The organism is Deltaproteobacteria bacterium IMCC39524 (genome assembly GCA_029667085.1).
In the GTDB taxonomy this organism is placed as follows: Bacteria; Desulfobacterota; Desulfuromonadia; order Desulfuromonadales; family BM103; genus M0040.
On the sequence record JARUHJ010000002.1, the window covers coordinates 118,150 to 139,914 of the forward strand.

Genomic DNA, 21,765 nt, shown 5'->3' on the forward strand with positions numbered 1-21,765 from the left:
TATGCATCTCGTAGACCAGATCAAAGCCAAGGCTCGCACGAGTCTCCAGACTGTTGTCCTTCCGGAAAGTTATGATGATCGTATGATTCAGGCTGCGGAGCTGATCACCAAGGATGGTTTGGCAAAAGTCGTTTTGCTCGGAGACGCCGCTGCTCTTGAAACAAAAGCCGGTGAGCTTGGTGTCTCTTTGGCCGGAGTGGACTTGATCAATCCGAAGAATGCCGCGCAACTCGATGATTATGTCGCAGAGTTGGTGAAGCTGCGTGAGAAAAAGGGGCTGACGGCAGAACAGGCACGTGAAATCCTGACCGGAGAAGACAACCTCTTCTTTGGTGCGATGATGGTTCGTAAAGATGATGCGGGTGGCATGGTCGCAGGTGCCTACAACACCACCGGTGATGTTCTACGTGCAGCCTTTCAGGTCATTGGCACCGCTCCGGGTATGAAGACAGTCTCTTCCGTCTTCCTGATGGTAACCAAGAACCCCGATTTTGGCGAGAACGGTGTCTTGTGTTTCGCTGACTGCGCGGTGAATCCGAACCCCAACGCTCAGGCCCTGGCAGAGATAGCTATCTCCACTGCGAGCAGCTGCAAAAGCTTCCTCGGTGTAGATGCCCGTGTTGCCATGCTTTCTTTCTCCACCAAGGGGAGCGCCAGCCACGAAGATTGTGACAAGGTTCTCGAAGCTCTTGAAATCGCCAAACAGCTTGCCCCTGATCTGCAGATTGACGGTGAGCTTCAGGCAGATGCAGCCTTGCTGCCCAAGGTCGGCGAGAAAAAAGCTCCCGGTTCAGCTGTGGCCGGCAAGGCCAACACCCTGATTTTTCCGACACTTGATGCTGGTAATATTGGCTATAAGCTGGTCGAGCGTGTTGCCGGTGCTGAAGCGGTTGGCCCAATAGTTCAAGGCTTGGCCAAGCCGGTCAACGATCTTTCACGTGGTTGCTCTGTCGATGATATCGTCTCGGTCTCGGCGATTACAGCAGTGCAGGCGCAGGGCTAGTCTTTCCTGCTCAGGCTTCTGAAATTATTAATATTTCGTTTTGTTTTAAGGGTTGATAGCTTGCTATCAGCCCTTAACTTATGGCATTTTGTGAAGATAAAATCACACCTTTTTCCGGGGGGAAAGAATGCTTCTTTACGAACATGAAGGTTTCATCGAAGCTGAAGCGAAAGAGATTCAGCAACTTTGTCGCTCAACTTTTGCCGTCTCCTTTGGCAGCGATGCCCAGAGTCAGTATGAATTGCAGGCCTCTCTCTGCGATTATCTGGATAAAGATGAACAGCGCTGTCGCGTTGCCTTCTATGCCAAAAGCCTGAAAAAAGCCCTGATCTTTACCGTCGCCGGTCCAGATAAAAAAGCCTTGTGGAAGTACGGGCAGGAGACCCTTGTTGAACTTGGCTTCCAGCTGGAGGACGTCAATCTGAAGCTCAGTTCTGCCATGCTTGAGGTTGTTCTGCGCGATGTTCCCGGTATTGCCTCTCCCGCTGAAGCACAGCTTCAACGAACAGAACACCAACGAATCCTTGCCGATCTTCAGGCCGCCTTTGACGAAAAACCCGAAAGTCCGCAGGGGAAAAGAGCCGCCCTCAAGCTGAGTACTGAAAAACGCATACAGGATCGGTCTGGCGCGCTGCGAGAACTTCTTGAAGAGTTATTCTCTCCCCAAGAATCTGCCGATAATGAGAAGACGACACTTCTGGCCCAGATAAAAGATCTTACTGCAAGGCTGGAAGAAGCAGAAACCGCGGCTGAGTCAGCACGCTCGCAAAAAGAATTCAGCGAGGCCATTACGTCTGCTGCGGAAAAGCGCATTCAGGACCTCGAGGAGAGCTTGGTTGATGTCGAAACGCAGTCTTCAGATGTTTTAAAACAGAAGCGCAAGATTGTCGCATTGAATGGTCGCATCAAGTCGCTTGATGCCGATTTGACTTCTGTCCGAGACGCTTTGGCTGCAGAGCAGCAGAAGCAAAAACAGTTTGTTGATGATGTCAAATCAGCCAATGAGCAGATTGTTGCTTTGCAGAATGATCTTAAAGAGTCTGAAGGCCTTCGAGAGGAGGCCTTTGCTCAGCTCGGAGAGCAGGAGTCTGAGGCGACGCAGCTTGATAAGAACTGCAGAGAGGCCGAACTCCGGATCAAGGCCCTTGATCTGGAGCTCAAGACTGCCGAGCAGAGGGCTGATGGTTTCAGTGAAGCCGTTAAACTCTCGGAGGCGTTGCAGTTTCAGTTGGATAAGGCAGAGGAACAGCTTAAGGAGACGATTGCTCTTAAGGACAGTCTCCAAGAGGAGCTTGCGGTTGCTGTTGAAAAGCAAGAGACTTTGCAGAAGAGTCTTGAGGAGGCTGAGAGCCTTGGGCAGGCCAATGCTGCCAAGCATGCTGAACTCCGGGAATTGGAAGGCCTCTATGCCGAATTGGGGCAGAAAAACGAGAACTTGAAAGAAGAACTCTCTTTGGCTCTTGAAAAGTATGATGGTTTGCAGAAGGGTTTCGAGGAGGTAAAGCGCTTGAGTCAGGCCAATGCCGCTGAGTCTGCCAATCTGCAAGAAACGGAAGGACGGTACGCCGAACTGGTCAAGATGAACGAGAGCCTTCGCCAAGAATTTGATCAGGAACTTAGTGTCCGCAAGCGTTTGGAGAGAGGAGCTGCAGAGGATGATCGACGTATCTCTGAGCTGCAACAGTCTCTGAAGCAGGCTGAGTCTGCCGCTGAAGAATTAAAGTCCAGACCGGGGGTTGCTGAGCCTGAATCCTCTGCAGCGCTTGACCAGGAGGTGAAGGCGCTGACTCTTCGTGTCGACCAGGAGAAAGCTGCGAGGGAGACTCTGGACAACGAACTTCAGGAGGCTCATAAGATCATTGATTCCCTTGAAAAAATGGTCCGTGAGACAGAAGCCAGCAGTCTGGAAGTGAGCTCCCGGGAGGCTTCCACAGGGCAGGACGATGACCGGGTTCAGGAGCTGGAAGAACGACTACGATCTCTGGAGGACCAACTGGAAGGGGAGACCCTTGTTAAGAAGGCTCTGGCCAAAGAGCTTGCATCGGTTGAGAAGAAGCTTGCTGAGCAGGAAGCTTTGCTGGCAGAGGCAACGACTCTGGAAAAAGGGCAGGGTGTCGTGGAGACGGCTGCTCCGGGTGAGAATGAAAAGGTATCAACGTCCTCTAAACCCTTACCTCATGAAGTGCGGCCCACGCCCAAGAAAGGTGCTTTCTTCCGCCCGGATTGGGATCTTCAGGGATTGCCCTGCAGCTCAACAGGTCAAGTCTTCAAGGCATGGGAAACCGTCTTTAATGTCCAGATGGCTATCGAGGGTTATCCCTCACAATACTGTATGGCCTTTATGGTTGTTCTGAAGCAGGGAAAGCAGAAGAACCTTTATCTGCTCTATCGGCTGAAGCAGAACAAACACACCCTGGTCTGTATTCCGGCGAAGAGACCTAAGGATGAAGACTCTATGCAAAAGGCGATCAAGAAAGGCCTGGACTTTCTTCGAAAGAGTGGTTTTGAGATGGACGAGATGACTGCAGAGCATATCGAGAGTACTTTGGGGAGCTATTGCCAGGATTCTGATTGATGTATTGAAACGGTTCTGCCGAAGGTGCTAAGAAAAAGTAAAGGCCAGGAATTATCCTGGCCTTTACTTTTTCTGAAAAGATGAGAACTTTGCTTTTACTTACGTTGGAACTCCGAAGAAGCAAAGCTGTACTTGAAGTTCATGTGATCTGTGTAGGTCCCTTCAAGGATGGCGACAACGTCCTCGGTGAAAACCAGTTCCTCGTCAGTCGGGATGACAAAGACTTTGACCGGTGAATCGGGAGTGGTAATCACGGTCTCCGTCTTACGGGTCATGGTGTTGCGATTCTTCTCTTTGTCGAGAATGATGCCCATGAACTCGAGGCCTTCAACAGCTTTCTCGCGAATCAGAGTCCCCATTTCACCGACACCAGCAGTGAAAACAACAGCATCAATGCCACCGATCGCCGCAGCGTAGGACCCGATGTATTTCTTCAAGCGATAAGCTTCGACCTCGAGAGCGAGCTTGCAGAGTTTGTCGCCTTCTTCGGCGCCTTCGATGACATCGCGGCGGTCAGTGTATTGACCGGTAATTCCCAGGATGCCGGACTTTTTGTTCAGAACGCTGTCGATCTCCATGGGGGTGAGGCCTTCCTGTTCCATGATAAAGGCCGGGATCGCTGGGTCGATATCGCCACAACGGGTTCCCATGACAGCACCTTCAAGAGGGGTAAGGCCCATCGACGTGTCTACGGAGACGCCATTTTTAATGGCAGAGTGGGAGACGCCATTGCCGATATGCATGGTGATGATATTACAATCTTTCGGGTCTTTACCAAGCATGACTGCGGCACGCTTGGACACATAGAGATGGCTGGTGCCGTGAAAGCCGTAACGACGGACACCATATTTCTTGTACCATTCATGGGGAAGGGGATAGGTGTAGGCTGGCTCAGGCATGGTCTGATGAAAGGCCGTGTCGAAGATCGCAATATGCGGAACGTCAGGAAGAACCGACTGGGCCGCTTCAATACCAGAAATGTTAGGTGGATTATGCAAAGGAGCGAGATGCTGAACTGCTTTAATGGTCTCCAGAACGGCATCGTCTATTGTTACCGAGCAGGTAAACTTCTCTCCGCCATGAACAACACGGTGGCCGACTGCTGATATCTGGGTTATTTCTTCAAGGACACCGTATTCCTTGTCAGTCAGGATTTTGATGATCAGGTGAATTGCAACCTTGTGGTCGGGACACTCGTATTCTTCACGATAGGTCTCCCGGCCGGGGACTTCGTGAATGATGTAGGAGTCGCCTATCGTGACGCGCTCGACCATGCCTTTGGCAATGACTTCTTTCTTCTCCCAGTCGTAGAGCTGGTATTTAACAGATGAACTGCCGCAGTTAAGTGCCAGGATATCCATAAGTTGTTCCTCCTCTTTAATGTAAGCATTTTTTAGGGCGGTAAAACAAAATACTGTTTTAAAAGCGTTTTTTTAGTCATGCTTAAATTTTTGTTAAGTCAGCTTTTATAAAGGGTTACAGGTGTAAAACGTGTTGTGAGAGGGTAATGTAAGGATTACTAAATTGCAAGTTTTTTAAGGAAAACCGGGTGTCTGTTTGCTCTGGACAGAATCATTTTCTTGCGGTAAACTCCCAAAAGTTTCTGAAACATAAATCTATCGAAGAGGAGGAATATTCCATGGCTTACACAATTAATGACGAGTGTATCAATTGCGCCGCTTGCGCAGACACCTGCCCGGTTGACGCCATCAGTGAGCAGGGTGACGTGCATGTAATTGACGCAGCAACTTGCACGGACTGTGGTGCTTGTGTTGACAGCTGTCCTGTTGCCGCAATCGAAGCTCCCTAAGTACCTCTGTAATACGAGTAAACAGAAGGCCGCCCCTGATGATTTCAGGGGCGGCCTTCTGTGTTTATAGCGATAGCCCGGATTAGCCGGCGCCCGGTTTGGAGTCAACCACTTCGACGTTGATGTTAGCAAGTCCGTCAGGAAGGTTTCGGAAGACGATGGTGAAAGGGATCGACGCTCCGGCGGCAACGTTCATGTTGGAAAGGCTGTCGCCGAACTGGTTGTTCATCGCCTCTTCGATGGCTGCAAATGACATGGTCTTAAGAGCGGTGTCATCAAGCTTGTTGCCGCAGAAGACGGTCTGCTGTAAGAGCGTTTGTCCTTGAGTATCGAGAAGGACACCCTTGATCGTAATCGCCGAGCGTGTTGCCGGGTGATTGTTGACGGCCGCACCTTGAATGACCAGCATCTGTCCTGCTTCGCCGTTCACATAGGAACTTCCGAAAACGTTGATGCCGATTCTGTCTCCCGGCGAGCTGACTGGAGCTTCGCCAATATATTCCTGCAGGAAAGGCAGATACTGGCCGATGGTGTTGAGGTTGATTGCACCTTCCTGGATAAACAGGAAGCCTGCCGCTCCACCCAGAATAACGAGCAGAAGAACCAACAGAACCAGAATACGCGAGAGAGAACTCTTCTTGGGCTGCGGTGGTGCTGGCAGCGGCTCTTCATCGTCATAGTCGTCTGCAGGTGGTCTGGAAGTCTCCTGGCTTGGGCTGAAAGACTCCGGTTCCTCTTTCTGTTCCATCGACGCGCTGGAGAAGTCATCATCAGAGTCAAAGCCGGGGGCTTCTTGCTCGGGAGTGTCGCTGGCAAAATCGATCTCGCCGAATTGCAGATCATCACTGCCGGACTGTGCCGCCGGACTTTCTGCTGCTGTCTCATTATTGTCAAACTGGGGCTCTTCAAAGTCGAAGGAGGTGTCCTCATTGGCCGTCTTCTCTTCCCACTCGGAAGAGGAATCGTCAGCGAACGGGTCTTCGTCGCCAAAAGAAAACTCGTCAGGCTCACTGGTCTCCTCGCTTGCCGGAGTCGGCAGCTCTTCCTCTGCGTCACCAAAGGCGAAAGCGTCGTCGCCAGAATCGTCAGCGAAGGAAAATTCGTCTGAAGGCTCCTGCTCATCCGTGTCTTCTGCCGAGGAAAAATCTATTTTGTCAACGGCCGAGGGCTCATCCGTTGAAAAGTCGATCTCATCACTGGATGCTGATTCTGATGCCTCCGGCTCCTCGTTGAATTCAAACTCCACGGCTCCATCGGGTTCACCTGTTTCACTGAAAGCGTCGTTGAAGGCAGTCGATTCGTCTAAGGAGCTCTCTTCCCGTGGCTCTTCTTTGGCCGGAGATTCCTCTTCTGCGGTGTCTTCCCCTGCTACGCTTTCTGTGTTCTGCAGCTGACTCGTGTCAACAAAGGTGAACTCGTCTGCCAACTCGTCATTTGCAACGGCATCACCCATTTCAGATTCCAGACCGCTGAAGTCGAGAGCACTGCTTTCTTCCTGGGCAGATTCTTCCGGTGGCGCCGCGTCCTCAGTTACAGACGTTTCAGAGGGGGGCTCTGCGTTGGTTGGAGAATCCTCGGCAGGAGACTCGTCAGCAACTTTCTCCATGTTGAACGAACCGTAGTCAACCGTCTCTTCAACAGGCTCCGGTTCTGGAGGCATCACAGTGAAGACCTCCTTGCACTTGGAGCAGCGGACTTTGGTGCCGCCAGCCTTGATCTTCTCATCAGCTAAACGAAAACGGGTTTGGCATGCTTCACACCGAACAATCATTCAGTTTCTCCCTCTATATTTCAGGTGCCCTCAACGACACGAATGTCGGGCAGATCTCGATATTTTTCGTCAAGGTCCAGACCATAGCCGACGATAAAGCCGTCATCCATGGAGAAGCCGACGTAGTCGACCGGTACCTCGGTAACCCGTTGGGCCTGCTTATCTATCAGGGTGCAAATTTTCAAACTGGCCGGTTGCCGGTTGAGCAACATTTCACGAAGTGACTCAAGGGTCAGGCCGCTGTCGACAATGTCTTCTACGACCAGGACATGTTTGTCCTTGATCGACATCTCAAGATCTTTGCGGACCTCGATGATGCCCGAAGACTGGGTTGCAGAGCCATAACTGGCAAGGCGTACAAAATCGATGACTGATGGAGTCTCAACAGCTCGGATCAGGTCGGCGATAAAGAGAAAGGAGCCTTTTAGGACCGCGATCATCAAGATTTCTTTGCCGCGATAATCTCGATCTATCTCAGCGGCAAGGGCCTTGATTCGTGCAGCAATATCATCCGCAGAAAAAAGGGGCGTCAGGGATAGCTTTATTTGAGGAGTATTAGAGGTTTCCATAATCGGCTATTCTATAGCAAAGCGGTTGATTTATGTCAATTTTTTAGGCTGATGAAGTTCCAGGACGGCAGTCGCAAAATCCTATGTTATAATCTGCATCAGATTATAACTCTGTAGATAATTCTCTTAAGAGTGTAACCTGCCGCCTTGCGCTGTTTTTGTATTTCATGTCAGGAGAAATTTGATGCGTACCATTGTTGTTCTTGTCAGTCTTGCCTCTTTGTATCTCTTTACGCCTTTCGCGTTTGCCGCTCCGGATTTACACGTTGAAACGCCGACTTTTAATTTTGGTGAGATCTACCAGGGCGATAAAGTCCCTCATGTCTTTGAGTTTACCAACCAGGGGGAAGATCCTCTGCTTATTGATCGTGTTCGCAGTTCCTGTGGCTGTACTGCGGTTCTGGTCTCCGAGAAAAACATTCCTCCCGGTGGCAAAGGCGAGCTGAAGGCCAACTTCGATAGTGCCCGCTTCCGTGGCGCCATTTCCAAAACCATTTATCTCTACAGCAACGATCCTGTGCGGCCAACCATGCAGTTCCATCTTAAGGGCAATGTTCTTGAAATTGTCGCCGTCGAACCTGCACAGATAAACTTTGGCAGGGTGGAGGCAGAAAACCCCGTGACCACCAAGGTTGTGTTGCGCAACCAGGGTCAAGAAACTTTGACCCTCGGTAAGCCCCATGCTACCGCGGCGGAACTTATGGTCAAGATGCCTGAAGTTGATTTTGTCAGCGGCGCTGAAGTGACTCTCGAGCTAAAGCTGACGCCCAAACCTGGCCAGGCCCGTTTCAGCGGGTATGTTCTGGTGCCTGTTGCCGGCGTCCCCAAGAACGAGCTCCGTATTCCTGTTTACGCAACGATTAACAAATAAGTTTCACAGGGACGGCCTCATTTTATCGTTTATGGGTTGAAAGAGCTGTCATGTGGTCTATAATTGCCCTGTTTTGTCCTCGGTCGGCTAGGGGATCAGCACTCTCACAATTTTGTTCAAGGAGCCTGCATGTCTACTCATGTCTCGCCACCACAACGGCGCAAATTTCTCTTTACCATGCTCGGTGGTCTCGGTGTCCTGATCGGCGCTGCATCCGCTTGGCCCATTTTCCGTTTCCTTTCGCCTGTTGCCAGTGGTAGCGGCAACGACCAGGTTGTTGTTCCGCGAAGTGAGATCGCGGCGGGAAAAGCTCATTTCTTCGACTATCGCGGCAAGCCGGCTGTTCTTCTGCAACCGACTCCGGGCAATTTTGTTGCCTTGTCGGCGGTCTGCACGCATCTCGGTTGCGTTGTTGCCTGGCAGGATCAGGCTGGGGAGTTTCTTTGCCCTTGTCATGGCGGCCGCTTCTCTGCCGATGGCCAGGTCCTTGGCGGCCCGCCACCAAAGCCACTCGAGAACCTAGTCGTCGAGCTTGATGGCGACCAGCTTAAAGTCGGATAGGGGGAACTTATGCAACCGATAAAAATGCTGGTCGATTTCGTTGATACTCGCCTCGGCGTCAAAGATCTTTACAACAAGGAACTGCATGGCTATCTGCTGCCGCGGAAAGTCAATGCCTGGTACACCCTTGGCGCGGTGCTCCTGGTCCTCTTCAAAATTCAGATTATTACCGGCATCCTGCTCCTTATGTTCTATGTGCCGGACTCGGAAAAGGCCTTCGCCAGTGTTCAGGCCATTATGAATGATGTGCCCTATGGCTGGCTCTTCCGTATGCTCCATGCCGTCGGCGCCAACGTCATCATGATTGCCCTGCTGCTGCACATGCTCTCTGTGCTCTTTATGTCCAGTTACAAAGGTCGCCGTGAGTTCACCTGGCTGACCGGGTTTACCATCCTAAATCTGACCATGGGGCTCTGCCTGACCGGCTACCTCCTGCCCTGGAGCCAGCTCTCCTTCTGGGCGACCACGGTCGCGACAGATGCCGCAGGTGCGATTCCGGTGGTCGGAGATTACCTGGTGGAATTCCTGCGTGGTGGGGCGACCGTTGGTAACCAGACGCTGGGTCGTTTCTTTGCTTTGCATGTTGTCGGCATGCCCCTGATCCTGCTTGGCTTGATCGGCGTCCATCTCTTCTGTGTCAAGCGTCGCGGTATTTCCGCACCTCCTTTTGGAGATGATTACAAGGCTTCTGAACCACTGCCTTTCTTCGAGCATGAGAAGCATAAGGACGGAATTCCCTTTTTCCCGAACTATTTTGTTAAAGATGCCGCTGTTATTTGCTTCTTTATCGCTTTCATGCTTGCGATCATCTTTTATGCTCCAGGCCTGTTCTTTCCCGAGTCTGCTTTCCAGCCCGCAGATCCGTTTGTGACTCCTCCGCACATCAAGCCGGAGTGGTATTTCCTCTGGGCCTACCAGACTCTGAAGATATTCCCCAGTGAAATTATCGGACTGGGTGTACAGGGTGCATTTATGACATTCCTGGCGCTGCTACCTTTTATTGATCGGAGCCCTGAGAGGCGGCCGGGCAAGCGTCCGTTGTTTATCACCTGCTACGTTCTTACCATCCTTGTTTTCGTGGCGATCTCTGTCTGGGGGCATTACTCATGATTCGCACATATAGTTCTCTTTTTGTCCTGATGCTTTTTACGCTATTGGCGGCTCCTGCACTTGTGCTGGCAGCTGACACCGTGTGCATCGATTGTCACGGCGGTCAGCCTGGCCCTCTCGGTGAGCCGGTTGGGCAATGGCGCACCAGTGTCCACGCTGAGAACGGCATCTCCTGTCACGACTGTCATGGTGGCGACCCCACCGATTACGCTATGGCAATGAGTCCCGACAAAGGTTTCATCGGCGCTCCGGAGTATGCAGATGTCCCAGATTTCTGTGGCCGTTGCCATGTGGGGGTTGCCGATGCCTACAAAGGGGGCGCTCATGGACAAGCCCTTGAAGCTGGCGCGGCGCAATGCGTCGTCTGTCATGGCAATCACGAGATTCAAAGGGCAAATCTCGACCTGATCAATGAAGAGGCTTGTTCGCAATGTCATTCGTATGAGCGGGCCGCTTTGATTCGCTTGGCTCTGGTTGAAACGGATACGATGATTACTGCCACAGAAGGAGATCTTGAACGACTCTACCGTCTCGGTTTCGCGGTTGATGAGATGGAAGATGGACTTTTCAACCAGCGCAACAGTTTTCACCGCATCTTCCATGGTGTTGACGTTGAACGAGTACGAGCGGAGACTGCCGACGTGCAGGCCGAAGTCGGTAAGATAAGAAGCGAAGTCGCAGAGATCGATACAACGATCCAGGAACGTAAACTCTGGGGAAGCGTTGTGCTTGGTCTCTTTATTCTTGCCGGAGTGATCTTCCTTCTGGTGAGGAAAGCTTACGAGGAAGAAGAGCGCAGCGGATAAGAAGCTGCGAGTATAAAAAAGCCAGGGGCGCTGCATCGTGAATGCAGCGCCCCTGTTTGTTTGAAAAGGTCTCTTTGCAAAGGAACTCTAGCAGTCTTTCGGACAATCAATAACCTGGCTGCTAGGGAAGGAAGTTGTTACTGAGATCGTTGTAGGCGCGCTTGAGATTGAGCTGGATCAACTGCTCGTAGCCATCCATCTGGTGATACTGAGGCAGGTCGAAGTTTGCCAGGGTCTGTTCCAGGGTCTCGCCGCGCTCAATGTGTTTCAGGACTTCCGTCAGGAAGTCGCGAAAGAACTGACCGAACTCATAAACATCTTCACTGTCGCCGACCGGTCCATAGCCGGGGATAATCTGTTTAGCATCAATCTGCTCCAGGAAGTCGAGAGCTAGCAGCCAGTCGGTCATGTAGCCGTTGCCCATATAGCCGACACTGTTAATATAAAGTAGATCGCTGGCGAACAGAACTTCGGCTTCGGGGATGAAAACAACGATGTCCCCATCGGTATGTCCTTTACCGATATTGGTCAGTACGACCGAGACGCCGCCGGGCTTCAAGGTTAAGCCTTCGTTGAAAAACATCGTCGAATACTCCGGCTCGCGAACTTCAGAGTCGATGTTTTTCCAGGTTTGCCAACTCATCAAAACGTCTTGGTCCGGCGGAAAATCGAAATCAACATAGGTGTATCCGGCGTGATGGTGAGCCAGGATAAAATAACGAATCGGTTTCGTGGTACGGGCTGCGATAGCTCTGCGCAGGTCGTTGATGACCTCTTTGGTCATGTGAGCCCCTGCGGCAACAACATACTCTTTGCCAACGACAAAGATCGCGTTGGTTGTCGCACTGCCGCCGGGTTTGGCGATAGCCGCAAAGACGCCGGCAGACAGCGGCTCAATCTGGAAACTGTCTTGCACTGAGACGACTGCGACTGCCGATCCGATTGGAGCTGGTTTCTTCTTGGGTGTCGCTGCCAATGAGCCGGTTGTCAGCATATATGTTAAGATCAGGATGATCAGTAGTATTCGACACATATGGAGCATAATAGCAGGGATTTGTTTGTTCCGGCAACTGTCTTGATGAGCTTTGATTACCCGTTGCAAAAACCTACGAAGCAGTGGTATAAACCATCCCCTGTGCGCGATTAGCTCAGCTGGATAGAGCGCTGCCCTCCGGAGGCAGAGGTCACAGGTTCGAATCCTGTATCGCGCGCCAATAAAAACGAGAGGTTGGCCAGTTTTTGGCTGACCTTTTTTGTTGTCGTTTTTCTGTAAGGCCACAGTAAGGCCGATAGGAAAGAAAATACTTCTGAGACGGCTATGGGCCAACCACGTTTACTGTGTGTAGATACTTGATCTTAACCTCTCTATGCATTGCATCTCTCTTGCAAAGCAAAAGAAGCTTTGCAGCTGAACAACCCCGTCTGGTTTAGGGGCCTTTATATCCCCGAGTTTTTCGTTGCTCGCTACGCTTTTGCCATGGATGAGAGGTTCTGTTTGAGAGTTATTGTTGTTTTGTTCTCCAATGATTAAGACGATAACCGTTGATTAGTAGTTTGGTAGGCCTACCTGACGATTGACATACAATGAGAACATAATACGATAGCTCTATTTGATGAGAATTAGAACGCATCTGACGGTAGAAGGTGATCAAAATTACCCGGATTTAACGTCTGCCAGAAGGGTGATGGGGGGGATAACAAGTTGCCGGGGGTACTGCTTTGGGGCCCCTTCATATATCTCAGCGATGTTCTGTTGAAAAGGTGTATGGCACTATACACAAACAATCACTGGTGGGAGAGAAGTAATTTATCTGCCTCAAATATCCCTAGGTGATGTAGGAACTAGTTGCGAGAGGATTTACAATAACAGTATCTTTGGGCTTTGCGGTTTTACTGTTAATTGTGACTTATAAGATAGTTAAGTGTTTGCTGTTGAAACCTTTTTGATAAAAAACTTTTTCTGAAGCCAGAAAGCGACATGGACCAAGCCGATCAAAGCAGGGACCTCAACCAACGGGCCGATAACAGCAGTAAACGCAACAGCCGAATCTAGTCCGAAGACAGCAACGGACACGGCGATTGCCAGCTCAAAATTGTTGCCGGATGCAGTGAAGGCTACCGTAGTTGTTTTGGGATAGTCAGCGCCTACCTTGACTCCCATCCAAAAGCTAACCAAAAACATTATGACAAAGTAGATCAACAGAGGGATGGCAATCCTTACCACGTCGAGGGGGATGGAAACGATGAGTTCTCCCTTGAGGCTGAACATCACAACGATGGTAAAGAGCAACGCCACCAAGGTAATTGGACTGATTTTAGGAATGAACTTTTTCTCGTACCAGTCACGTCCACGACTCTTCAACAAGACAAATCTTGTGATCATACCAGCTACAAATGGGATACCGAGATAGATAGCGACACTTTCTGCGATCTGGGTGATAGAGACTTCCACAACGGCGCCAGCTAGACCGAACAGTGGCGGAAGTACCGTTACGAAAAACCATGCATAGATCGAATAGAAGAACACCTGGAAGATTGAGTTAAATGCGACTAGCCCGGCGCAATACTCAGTGTTTCCTTTGGCCAGTTCGTTCCAAACGATGACCATTGCAATACAACGAGCAAGACCGATCATGATCAATCCAACCATATAATCCGGATAGCCATGCAGAAAAACAATGGCTAGGATGAACATCAATATTGGGCCGATCACCCAATTTTGAAACAACGAGACGCCTAGAATCCTCTTGTTCTGAAAGACTTCTCCCAATTCCTCGTAACGGACCTTGGCCAATGGCGGGTACATCATAAGAATCAGGCCAATCGCGATCGGGATGTTGGTCGTGCCCACCGAAAAGGAATTAACAAAACCCTTGATACCAGGGGCTAACCAACCCACACCAACACCGATGAACATGGCAAGGAAGATCCAGAGTGTTAGATAGCGGTCAAGAAATGAAAGCTTCTTAGTTAGCCCGTGCTCCATAACAACCTCACTGTAAAGATAATCTAATGCACTCTAAAAATTTATCCCATAAAGCTTTACAGTCAAATCCTTGCCAAAAGCCAGGTAAAGAGTAAATGGCCACACTTTGCCAGGTGGCCATAGTTTTGTGTATTAAACAGCTTACTGAATACCTATATCAATAAGAAGCCATATTCCGTCTTAGAAGTCGTAACAAATAAAAAGGCCCCGCCACAATTTGGTGACGGGGCTAAGGTCAGGATACTGATTTATTAGAAAACAAAGGATACGAAACCACCAACTGATAAATCACTTTTATATTTTCCTTCTAACTCAAAGGACATATTTTCTGTCCTCCAAGCTAACCCACCGTAGGCTCCAAGGTTATGGTTCTCATCAATGTCCGTATCGTCTGACACGCTTGCGAAGCCATTTGAAACTTTTAAATCTAAATTTGCTGTTGATATGTAGGCTACAGGGCCAAAATAAAAAAGAGCATTATTAGCTTTTACCTGAACAGGAAAAGCTAATTCAGCATCTACAACATTTTCTATAGTAGTTGTTAAATCAAAAGCGGTTCCGCCCAAAAGAAGCGTTGTACTGTCATCGAAGGAATCGATATACGAGACCTGTAGTACTCCACCAATCCCAAAGACTTGGCCTTGGAAGAACTCATTTCTCATCCCGACAGCAAACATGAGCTCTTCATCCGCATCAAAATCCAAGTCGTCATCGTCTTCAAGGTCTGCAACACCAATTCTCGCAAAGACTTCATAATTCGGTGTACTCTCATCGCCAAAGACTGCTCCTATGTGGGCATAAGCTTGATTTTGTTCCATCTCAACATCTCCGCCACCGTCGACGTCCCATTCAGATTGGACGTAACTGTAACCTACACCAACATTTGGAGATGCGACGCCACCTGAAATGTTTACTGCCGGCGTAGCTGGCCCAATATGCTGAGCGTTAGCAAAAGATGCACACGAAACGACAACCAATAAAGTTAAAACCAACCTTTTCATGTTTTTTCCTCCTTAGATTTGTGAAACCATCACCCCAAAAAACCATGTGTACGCTGTGTCTTCAGTCTCATTCATCAAACATTTCGGTTCAATCACGAAACAAGTAATTCGTTAACTACACATTAAAGCTTGCGGCACAAAAAACCGCCGGTCAGCACAAAGCCAACAGCAGCGGTTCAGGTTCTCTTTATAGGTAGTCCTGCAAGCCTGTAGATCATTTTCATCCCCCGACAAAAACATCAAATAAGATTCTGTTAATCTACTCGCCGATAGGCAGTAAGTAAAGGGTTATTTATTGTTTATCCTCTTGCATTGTTTTGAGGTCTCCAGATTCAATAAAACACGAAATTCTTGCTGACTCTGCATTCCAGTAAAAAAGGTCACCAAAGCGTAAACCCTGGTGACCATAATTTTGTGGATTAAAGAGCTTACTGAATACCTCTATCAATAAGAAGCCGTTTTTCTTCTCGTAAGTCGTGAATTGTAAAAAAAGTGTCTGATCTTCATGGATAACATGGATGCCTTGTTTGGCAGGATTCGCATGTCCATGTTTTGTTCTTATTGCGGGTCATTTTTTCGCCACACTCTGGGCAGCGGAGATCTCGATGTAAATACCCAAAAGCCGAAACACAAATGATTAAAAGAACAAATACAGCAAGAATAAAACCTGCAACTCCCAAAAGATCACCTCCCTCGGAAAAGGCAAAGAAACAGCACAAACACTGCAACCAGGACAACTATGACGCCGATTATATCTTCCATTTAAAAATCTCCTTTTTTAAAAAAATAGGCTCAATAGAATAATTTTCACATACCCTGCATTATAACAAAAAATCCCCGCAGCCAAAGGATGGGGGAAGAGGTCTACGGGGAATGTCATTCAGGAGGCAAACAATTATCTGTTTACCCACCTATATTTTATCACTTTTCCCAACTCCTCATATATCCTTTCATTAAGTTCGACAACATAGGAATGCCCCCGGTCATAAGAAGGAGGGGCTTTCGTGTTTTATCAGTAGCTATCTATGGGATACACACCCAATTATATTCACTCACAATTTTGGATTTGTATTGCTTATATCTGGCCTAGAAAATCCTTGAACGCTTGTCTCGCTGTTATCGGGGCATCATTTGAGAAAACACCCTCGGCATAAGAATCCGTAAGTTCCACGGTGACATAAACATCTTCTGCCGCTACTATTTTTTCTATAAAGGACACATCTACAAGGTAATCTTTTGAAGACCAATTAGATGGAGCAACGTAAAAACCAGAACCAGTAAAACCCTCTGAAGTTTCAATGTCTCTCAACCTGTCAATTGAACTCAAACTCAAAGTTTCACCATCGATATTGAAATGCAACGAGGGATCATCATCAAAGATATGAGAACCACGTACCACTGCAGTAAGAATCAGTTTTTCGTTAGGCATTTTTGAACTTTTGAATAAAGCTAGTTTGATTATTGAACTATAAAGCCAGGCGGGCTCCATAATAAGCTGTTTTGAACCATCAAAACTGGATGTAGCTTGCGTGATGTGTCCTGGCGACTGCGTTCCACATGAAGCCAAAGTAACGACTGATAATATCAAACAGATAAGAAAGGCTCTTGCTATAATCATGCTCGATTTTCCTGCATTCCTGTAACGCAAATGCTTACTTGCAGTCATATCTTATGAGACAAGTAGCAGACAGTTTTAAGTAATTAACCTTCCAGCTTTCTTGCTATGTAGACCCCATAACTGTAATACGACTTGTATTTCTCATATAGAGCGATTTCAGTTTCTTCAGCAGAGACTATAGCCTGCGCTTCTTTGCTTTTGCCGTTCCTCTTGAGAAAATCACCAAAGGTTCTCTGCATGGGGCGATAATAATTATCTAGCCAGCAGTGTTCCGGCAGCAAAAAGTAAGCAATCGGTGAATAGCCGTTGTCTTCCAGAGCTTTAATCTTTGATGATGCAGTATTGATTTCTGGATATTCTTTTTCCCAGTGCGCTTGAAGCTCACAGGGTCGGCTGTTTGTACTCCAAGTAATTTCTGATACAACCAGCATGCCCCCAGGCTTGAGAAAACGACTCCACTCCTTAATGCCCTGCTCAAACCCCATATTGTAGATAGCGCCTTCAGACCAGATCACATCATATTCTTCATCACAGAAAGGCAAATCCTCCATGGAGCAAACAAGAGGATGTATTGAGTTTTCCACTTCTGCTGTTATGGAGTTTTCTTTCAAGACATCAATAAAATCTGGCAGAAAATCTACGGCAGTCACTTGAGCGTTTAACTGTTTGGCGAGCAAAATTGCTGAAGCACCAGTTCCACAACCAATATCAGCAATCTTTAATTTTTTCATCTTATCCAGCATGGCCAACGCAATGGCTTTTTCCGTTTCTTTAGCACCGCCAGGTCCTTGCCGATTCGCATGCTTATGAAGATCAATTAGAAGATCAAGCTTTTCCATTTAGGGGCATTCTCATCCTGAAAGGGCCTAAGCTTTTAGTCGTGTCAGACACCTGCCTTTGACACACTTAAAAATTCTCAGAAATCCTCTCACATTGTTTTGATGCCGTCAAACTTACAGAAATGCGAAATTCTTGTTAACCCTGACATATAGGAAAGGCCACCAAGGATCGAACCCTGGTGCCATAGTTTTGTCTTCCTGAATGTCTCTATCAATAAGAAGCCGGTTTTCTTCTCATAAGTCGTGACATTTAAGACAGCGCCCAACAATAGCATTTCATCTTCAGGGATGGTTATGCGAAGGATCGGTTGAGGGACGGGGCTGAAAATTCACAAACATTATTGTAAAGAGGAGATATCGTACTTGTTTTCTTTTAGGTGTTTGAATATGAAATTCTTTATTTTTGTTGCGGATGGAACTTCATTCTCATCTAGTGGATTTGTATGACCTTCGATCTCACTTGAGACAATCTGGCCATCCTTTAAAGAGAGACAATAGAACCTGTCTCTAATGATGACCGACACCGCATGCAAACTATAGAAAGGTGCATTGTAGTTCGACGCCATAGACAACCCATTTATCCAATCCCTTTGTTTGACAATGGTTGAGATAATGGGTTTCTTTATCCCTGCATCACTGAGGAGAAGGGGTTCTCCGTCGAGCCAGCCCGGCACCTCTAAGCCCAAATAATCAAGGATCGCTGGGGCGATGTCGATAATCTGGACATTCTTGGTTACAAGACCACGGTGCTGCTGATTAGGGAAACGTATTATAAGGGGAAGTCTCTGGTTTGCTTCCCATTTTTTTCCATGATCTGAGGTTAATATTATAAGTGTGTTCTCATACTGGCCAATCTTTTTAAGGTGCTGTACGACTTCTCTCACATTATCATCAAAATCTAAAATAGCATCATCGTAAAAATCATCCATCCACTTGTTGTCTTGCTCTTTGCCAGCTGAAAAAGTTGAATGTCGGGGGAAAAATTTGGGCCCATGGGTGCCCATTAAGTGCATATGTACGAAAAAAGGTTCCGGAGAATCTTCGATAAAATCAAAAAACTGCTTAATGCGTTCTGAGTCTGGAATACTCTTTTTCTTTTGTGTAACCATGCTAAAAGCATTGACCATATTTTTGATTCTAAAAGTGTGGAATAGGCGACCTTTGATTCGTTCCAAGGTTTGTTCAAGAAAATAAACCTCTGCCTCAAATATTTTATTAATTTTTTCGAGAATTGGGATAGTAGTTTCCTCATTAATTGTCCGCCCATTAACCATATGGAACGCTTCCCTCATGTTTAGGTCATAAGCATCACCATAATGTCTGATGCTGATATCTGCACTGCGATACCCTTTTTTGCGAAGCACACCAGGGAGGTGTTGATAGATGTGAATACTAGTGAAAATGTCCGGATTGTAGATGACTTTTGTGTTGGTTGGCAGCTTGCCGCTTAATAATGAACCAATGGAACCTGGACTATTTGAATTGTTAGTAAAATTGTTTTCGAATAGCAGTGATTCGGGCAGAATTTTTTTTATGAAGGGCGTTGTGTTTCGATGATAACCATAAGCCGACATATGGGTCGCATTCAGACCGTCGGCTGAAAGAATTAGGATGTTGGGAAATTGGTCGAGGCCTTCCTTCAAGGTCGAGTGAGTTTCCACTTCTGTATTATCTGGAACTTTTGCTAACAGATAATTTGTTACAGTAATTACTGTCGAAAGTGTGACTAATGTGCCAACAAAAAAGAAGGCTATGCGCCCCTTTGTGTTCCATAAATTCGAATTGAGCCATCTGTGAAGAGTTTGGTTTGAACAAACGAAGAGGAGAATAATTAGCAGAGCATAGATGAAACGGATTATACCTCCCGATAAGCCTACATTAAAACCAAACAGTGTGTATGTGAAGTTTTCGAAAAGTAGAAAGGCTGTCGCGGCAATTATCAATGCGGGGAGGAGAAGGGCGGTATGTCTGAACAACTTTGCACGCCATGACTTTCTTGTCGTGGTCGTAAGTAACCCAATGAAAAGTAGAGACGGTACGGTTACTAAAACCAGAAATAAAGGTGCTGTTGCCAGTACCTCAATGCTTTGTAAAATACTAAAACGAGTCAAGAATGATGGCTTCGTAATAAAGAAAAGCCATTCCATGAAAAGGTAGATATAGCTGGCCAGTATCGTGAGTAGCGTAATTCTTGCAAACTCATGTCTCATAAAAATTCCACCTGCTCTTATAATATCTCTGCAAAGTAAAGAATCCGAGTTCGTGATTCAAGAATCTCACTGCGTTGTATTGTGAAAGAATTTTTAAGGCAATTTTCGAAATATTCGACTTCATACTCGTCATGATTGCTTTCCTTGTTGCAGAGCAACTTCTTAACCATGACATCATCCTTGGTCACAAACTCTATCACCAGAGAGGTGTGCAGGCTCGCTAGCCACTGAACAAACTCTTGCAGCGGAACATTCGCTCCAATTACGATGTGGTGAATTAATGCTAGACATAGGGTGAGCTCAGGCTTACCACGTCTGGCTAGAGACTTTCTTTCCTGGCCCCGCCATCCTAAGTTTGGTGATGGGTCAGCAATATTAGCAACAAGTGGAAGGATGTTCTTGGCGTCATCATCATTTAAGGAACGATAAAGATGATCAATCGCCAAATGGTCGAAATCCAACGCGACCACGCAATCTGCATTTTCCGCGGCGATTTTCGAGAATGTTCCGGTGTTGCAACCGATATCCCAGACAAGCGGCCATCGGCGCAATGTTACGATCTCCCTTACAAATTCGGTTTTTCTACGATGATCAGAATCGCTATAGCTGTGGGTATTGGCATAACTTGACCATTCCGAGTTGGAACGCTTCCATTCCAGTCCCTGTACGAGCTTTTGAATCCGCTGTACGTTGGCCTCAATAAGTTTCTTATTGAAACATGCTTTCTGAAGTTCGACCTTTATATCTCTATCAGCATCTCCGTAACGATTTTGAATTTTGGCCTGAAGAAAGACGTTCAAAAAGATCCCGGGCCGAAGGAGATCCTTCGTGGACATAAGGTTATTAAATTGTTCAGGGGCAATCCCATCAATGCTGCCTCGGAGCCATGGATGAAAGGCCACGTCCTTGTAGGCCTGGAGAAAAAGAGGGTAGAGGAATAATTGGCAAAACTGCCGGTAACCGACCCAAGGGTCCCCTGGTTGAAGTATCTCAAAAGATGGGATGTCAATGAATACTGGTGTAGTACCGATCCATTGGACATTAAATGCAGATGAGTCCTTTAGAATCATATCCTCATCGAGAGCCGCGAGTAACAGTTCAAGGTGCAGCAGCGCAGCATTTTTTAGCATGCTAAAGGACCATTCGTAAGGATAAGAAACAAACGGGACTGCTTGATGTTTCAATACCGCTGCCCAGTCCTGAATAAGGTCTGGCGGAAAGCCCTCATCAGTCGGGTCAACTTGGGTCGTTCCCACAAGCTTCCCGGCAGCAAGAAAGTGCGGAAAAAGATTTGTCGATGACAATCTTTCCCAGTCGCAAAGTGCTTTTTTGCTCAGTCCACGGTAAATGTTGCCTCTACAATAAAACACTCTGCCGTTAGAGTCCCTAAAGGAGCTGGGTTCGACTTGGTAGTCGGTCATATATTCAAGCCCTTAATCGTGCGAAGGTGGATATATCTCAAGGGGTGCCAGCTCTGACATAAAAAGTTCTGACAGGCTTACAGCTCTGTTTTTTCATCCCCGGCATTCTTGTGTTTACTGAATTGGAAAAGTGTTTTGAAACGGTTCCAGAAAAGCTTTACGAAAATAGCTATGCCGGCAATGCCACCAAGTATTACCTGAAGAATCAAGCTCCCCGCGCCTGGATCCAAGTATGCATGGGCAGGGCAGGTTGAAAAAATGATCATATAAAACATTAATGTGGCGATTCCTGTTTTTCTCATTTATTTCCTCCTTGTTAGTATGTCCTACAATCAAAGAATCATCCCGATGATGGGGAAAAAAAGAAATTCAACAGTATGGCAGCCCATAACCAAAGCCACCAAAAGCTACGTTAACCTAACTTTAGTTTCCTCCAGAACAGTAGGCTCAAATCCAGTGAATCAAACAAAAAAACCGCTGGTCAGCAATAAGCCGACAACAGCGGTTGAAGTTTGATGAGTCTTGTCCAGTAAGTCGTTCGATCATCCATCCCCCATAGGATACATCAAAATTGCCATACAAATTATACTCGAGAAAAATTAGCCGTCAAAGGG

At 47.5% G+C, this 21,765-nt stretch carries 18 protein-coding genes and 1 tRNA gene; 8 read left to right on the plus strand and 11 right to left on the minus strand.

Features of this window, described 5'->3' with window-relative positions; translation table 11 throughout:
• Position 1: 1 nt before the first annotated feature.
• Positions 2–1,003: a phosphate acetyltransferase gene (pta, locus tag P9J64_06195; GenBank protein ID MDG5467916.1), complete on the plus strand. Its 1,002-nt coding sequence runs from the start codon at positions 2–4 to the stop codon at positions 1,001–1,003.
• Positions 1,004–1,130: 127 nt separating this feature from the next.
• A complete protein-coding gene (locus tag P9J64_06200) occupies positions 1,131–3,578 on the plus strand; it encodes a hypothetical protein (protein ID MDG5467917.1) in 2,448 nt (815 codons plus the stop codon).
• A gap of 95 nt (positions 3,579–3,673) precedes the next feature.
• Here P9J64_06200 and P9J64_06205 read toward each other — a convergent pair whose 3' ends face one another.
• Positions 3,674–4,939 (minus strand): acetate kinase, encoded by a 1,266-nt coding sequence (locus P9J64_06205; protein ID MDG5467918.1) that lies wholly within the window; start codon positions 4,937–4,939, stop codon positions 3,674–3,676.
• 278 nt (positions 4,940–5,217) lie between these two features.
• Between P9J64_06205 and P9J64_06210 the strand changes: the two genes are divergently transcribed.
• Entirely contained in the window at positions 5,218–5,388 is a 171-nt protein-coding gene (locus P9J64_06210; protein ID MDG5467919.1) for a 4Fe-4S binding protein, read from the plus strand.
• Between the two features lie 82 nt (positions 5,389–5,470).
• On the opposite strand, the gene P9J64_06215 is transcribed toward P9J64_06210, so the two are convergent.
• Entirely contained in the window at positions 5,471–7,159 is a 1,689-nt protein-coding gene (locus P9J64_06215; GenBank protein ID MDG5467920.1) for a DUF3426 domain-containing protein, read from the minus strand.
• A 20-nt stretch (positions 7,160–7,179) separates the two neighbouring features.
• Positions 7,180–7,728 carry a hypoxanthine phosphoribosyltransferase gene (gene hpt / locus P9J64_06220; GenBank protein MDG5467921.1) on the minus strand — a complete coding sequence of 183 codons (549 nt, stop codon included), beginning with the start codon at positions 7,726–7,728 and terminating at the stop codon, positions 7,180–7,182.
• A 184-nt stretch (positions 7,729–7,912) separates the two neighbouring features.
• On the opposite strand from hpt, the gene P9J64_06225 reads away from it, so the two are divergent.
• The 4 genes from P9J64_06225 (at position 7,913) to P9J64_06240 (ending at position 11,076) form a co-directional block, all read left to right on the plus strand.
• Positions 7,913–8,599 (plus strand): DUF1573 domain-containing protein, encoded by a 687-nt coding sequence (locus P9J64_06225; GenBank protein MDG5467922.1) that lies wholly within the window; start codon positions 7,913–7,915, stop codon positions 8,597–8,599.
• 129 nt (positions 8,600–8,728) lie between these two features.
• Positions 8,729–9,160, plus strand: a complete 432-nt coding sequence (locus P9J64_06230) for a ubiquinol-cytochrome c reductase iron-sulfur subunit (protein MDG5467923.1) — start codon at positions 8,729–8,731, stop codon at positions 9,158–9,160.
• 9 nt (positions 9,161–9,169) lie between these two features.
• On the plus strand, positions 9,170–10,270 hold the full coding sequence (locus tag P9J64_06235; protein ID MDG5467924.1) for a cytochrome bc complex cytochrome b subunit: 1,101 nt from the start codon (positions 9,170–9,172) through the stop codon (positions 10,268–10,270).
• Positions 10,267–11,076, plus strand: a complete 810-nt coding sequence (locus P9J64_06240) for a cytochrome c3 family protein (GenBank protein ID MDG5467925.1) — start codon at positions 10,267–10,269, stop codon at positions 11,074–11,076. Before P9J64_06235 ends, P9J64_06240 begins: the two co-directional genes overlap by 4 nt.
• A gap of 121 nt (positions 11,077–11,197) precedes the next feature.
• On the opposite strand, the gene P9J64_06245 is transcribed toward P9J64_06240, so the two are convergent.
• The gene (locus P9J64_06245) at positions 11,198–12,109 is read right to left on the minus strand and encodes an MBL fold metallo-hydrolase (GenBank protein ID MDG5467926.1); all 912 of its coding nucleotides are present in this window, start codon (positions 12,107–12,109) and stop codon (positions 11,198–11,200) included.
• A 104-nt stretch (positions 12,110–12,213) separates the two neighbouring features.
• On the opposite strand from P9J64_06245, the gene P9J64_06250 reads away from it, so the two are divergent.
• Positions 12,214–12,290: transfer RNA gene (locus P9J64_06250), tRNA-Arg, on the plus strand.
• 704 nt (positions 12,291–12,994) lie between these two features.
• Here P9J64_06250 and arsB read toward each other — a convergent pair.
• The 7 genes from arsB to P9J64_06285 form a co-directional block, all read right to left on the minus strand.
• Positions 12,995–14,062 carry an ACR3 family arsenite efflux transporter gene (arsB, locus tag P9J64_06255; GenBank protein ID MDG5467927.1) on the minus strand — a complete coding sequence of 356 codons (1,068 nt, stop codon included), beginning with the start codon at positions 14,060–14,062 and terminating at the stop codon, positions 12,995–12,997.
• A 251-nt stretch (positions 14,063–14,313) separates the two neighbouring features.
• Positions 14,314–15,063 (minus strand): hypothetical protein, encoded by a 750-nt coding sequence (locus P9J64_06260; GenBank protein MDG5467928.1) that lies wholly within the window; start codon positions 15,061–15,063, stop codon positions 14,314–14,316.
• A gap of 1,075 nt (positions 15,064–16,138) precedes the next feature.
• Positions 16,139–16,729: a hypothetical protein gene (locus P9J64_06265; protein ID MDG5467929.1), complete on the minus strand. Its 591-nt coding sequence runs from the start codon at positions 16,727–16,729 to the stop codon at positions 16,139–16,141.
• 35 nt (positions 16,730–16,764) lie between these two features.
• Positions 16,765–17,520 (minus strand): class I SAM-dependent methyltransferase, encoded by a 756-nt coding sequence (locus P9J64_06270; GenBank protein MDG5467930.1) that lies wholly within the window; start codon positions 17,518–17,520, stop codon positions 16,765–16,767.
• Between the two features lie 338 nt (positions 17,521–17,858).
• Complete coding sequence (locus P9J64_06275; protein MDG5467931.1) at positions 17,859–19,730, minus strand: sulfatase-like hydrolase/transferase; 1,872 nt, start codon at positions 19,728–19,730, stop codon at positions 17,859–17,861.
• 17 nt (positions 19,731–19,747) lie between these two features.
• Positions 19,748–21,151, minus strand: a complete 1,404-nt coding sequence (locus P9J64_06280; GenBank protein ID MDG5467932.1) for a class I SAM-dependent methyltransferase — start codon at positions 21,149–21,151, stop codon at positions 19,748–19,750.
• A 77-nt stretch (positions 21,152–21,228) separates the two neighbouring features.
• Positions 21,229–21,417: a hypothetical protein gene (locus tag P9J64_06285; protein MDG5467933.1), complete on the minus strand. Its 189-nt coding sequence runs from the start codon at positions 21,415–21,417 to the stop codon at positions 21,229–21,231.
• Positions 21,418–21,765 lie beyond the last annotated feature (348 nt).

Excerpts from the sequence above, each read along its gene's own strand:
- P9J64_06200 (MDG5467917.1), top strand. The coding sequence starts at position 1,131 with ATGCTTCTTTACGAACATGAAGGTTTCATCGAAGCTGAAGCGAAAGAG.
- P9J64_06235 (MDG5467924.1), top strand. The coding sequence starts at position 9,170 with ATGCAACCGATAAAAATGCTGGTCGATTTCGTTGATACTCGCCTCGGC.
- arsB (MDG5467927.1), bottom strand. The coding sequence starts at position 14,062 with ATGGAGCACGGGCTAACTAAGAAGCTTTCATTTCTTGACCGCTATCTA.
- P9J64_06240 (MDG5467925.1), top strand. The coding sequence starts at position 10,267 with ATGATTCGCACATATAGTTCTCTTTTTGTCCTGATGCTTTTTACGCTA.
- P9J64_06285 (MDG5467933.1), bottom strand. The coding sequence starts at position 21,417 with ATGATCATTTTTTCAACCTGCCCTGCCCATGCATACTTGGATCCAGGC.
- P9J64_06225 (MDG5467922.1), top strand. The coding sequence starts at position 7,913 with ATGCGTACCATTGTTGTTCTTGTCAGTCTTGCCTCTTTGTATCTCTTT.
- P9J64_06275 (MDG5467931.1), bottom strand. The coding sequence starts at position 19,730 with ATGAGACATGAGTTTGCAAGAATTACGCTACTCACGATACTGGCCAGC.
- hpt (MDG5467921.1), bottom strand. The coding sequence starts at position 7,728 with ATGGAAACCTCTAATACTCCTCAAATAAAGCTATCCCTGACGCCCCTT.
- P9J64_06215 (MDG5467920.1), bottom strand. The coding sequence starts at position 7,159 with ATGATTGTTCGGTGTGAAGCATGCCAAACCCGTTTTCGTTTAGCTGAT.
- P9J64_06205 (MDG5467918.1), bottom strand. The coding sequence starts at position 4,939 with ATGGATATCCTGGCACTTAACTGCGGCAGTTCATCTGTTAAATACCAG.
- P9J64_06230 (MDG5467923.1), top strand. The coding sequence starts at position 8,729 with ATGTCTACTCATGTCTCGCCACCACAACGGCGCAAATTTCTCTTTACC.
- P9J64_06245 (MDG5467926.1), bottom strand. The coding sequence starts at position 12,109 with ATGTGTCGAATACTACTGATCATCCTGATCTTAACATATATGCTGACA.
- P9J64_06280 (MDG5467932.1), bottom strand. The coding sequence starts at position 21,151 with ATGACCGACTACCAAGTCGAACCCAGCTCCTTTAGGGACTCTAACGGC.
- P9J64_06210 (MDG5467919.1), top strand. The coding sequence starts at position 5,218 with ATGGCTTACACAATTAATGACGAGTGTATCAATTGCGCCGCTTGCGCA.
- P9J64_06260 (MDG5467928.1), bottom strand. The coding sequence starts at position 15,063 with ATGAAAAGGTTGGTTTTAACTTTATTGGTTGTCGTTTCGTGTGCATCT.
- P9J64_06265 (MDG5467929.1), bottom strand. The coding sequence starts at position 16,729 with ATGACTGCAAGTAAGCATTTGCGTTACAGGAATGCAGGAAAATCGAGC.
- pta (MDG5467916.1), top strand. The coding sequence starts at position 2 with ATGCATCTCGTAGACCAGATCAAAGCCAAGGCTCGCACGAGTCTCCAG.
- P9J64_06270 (MDG5467930.1), bottom strand. The coding sequence starts at position 17,520 with ATGGAAAAGCTTGATCTTCTAATTGATCTTCATAAGCATGCGAATCGG.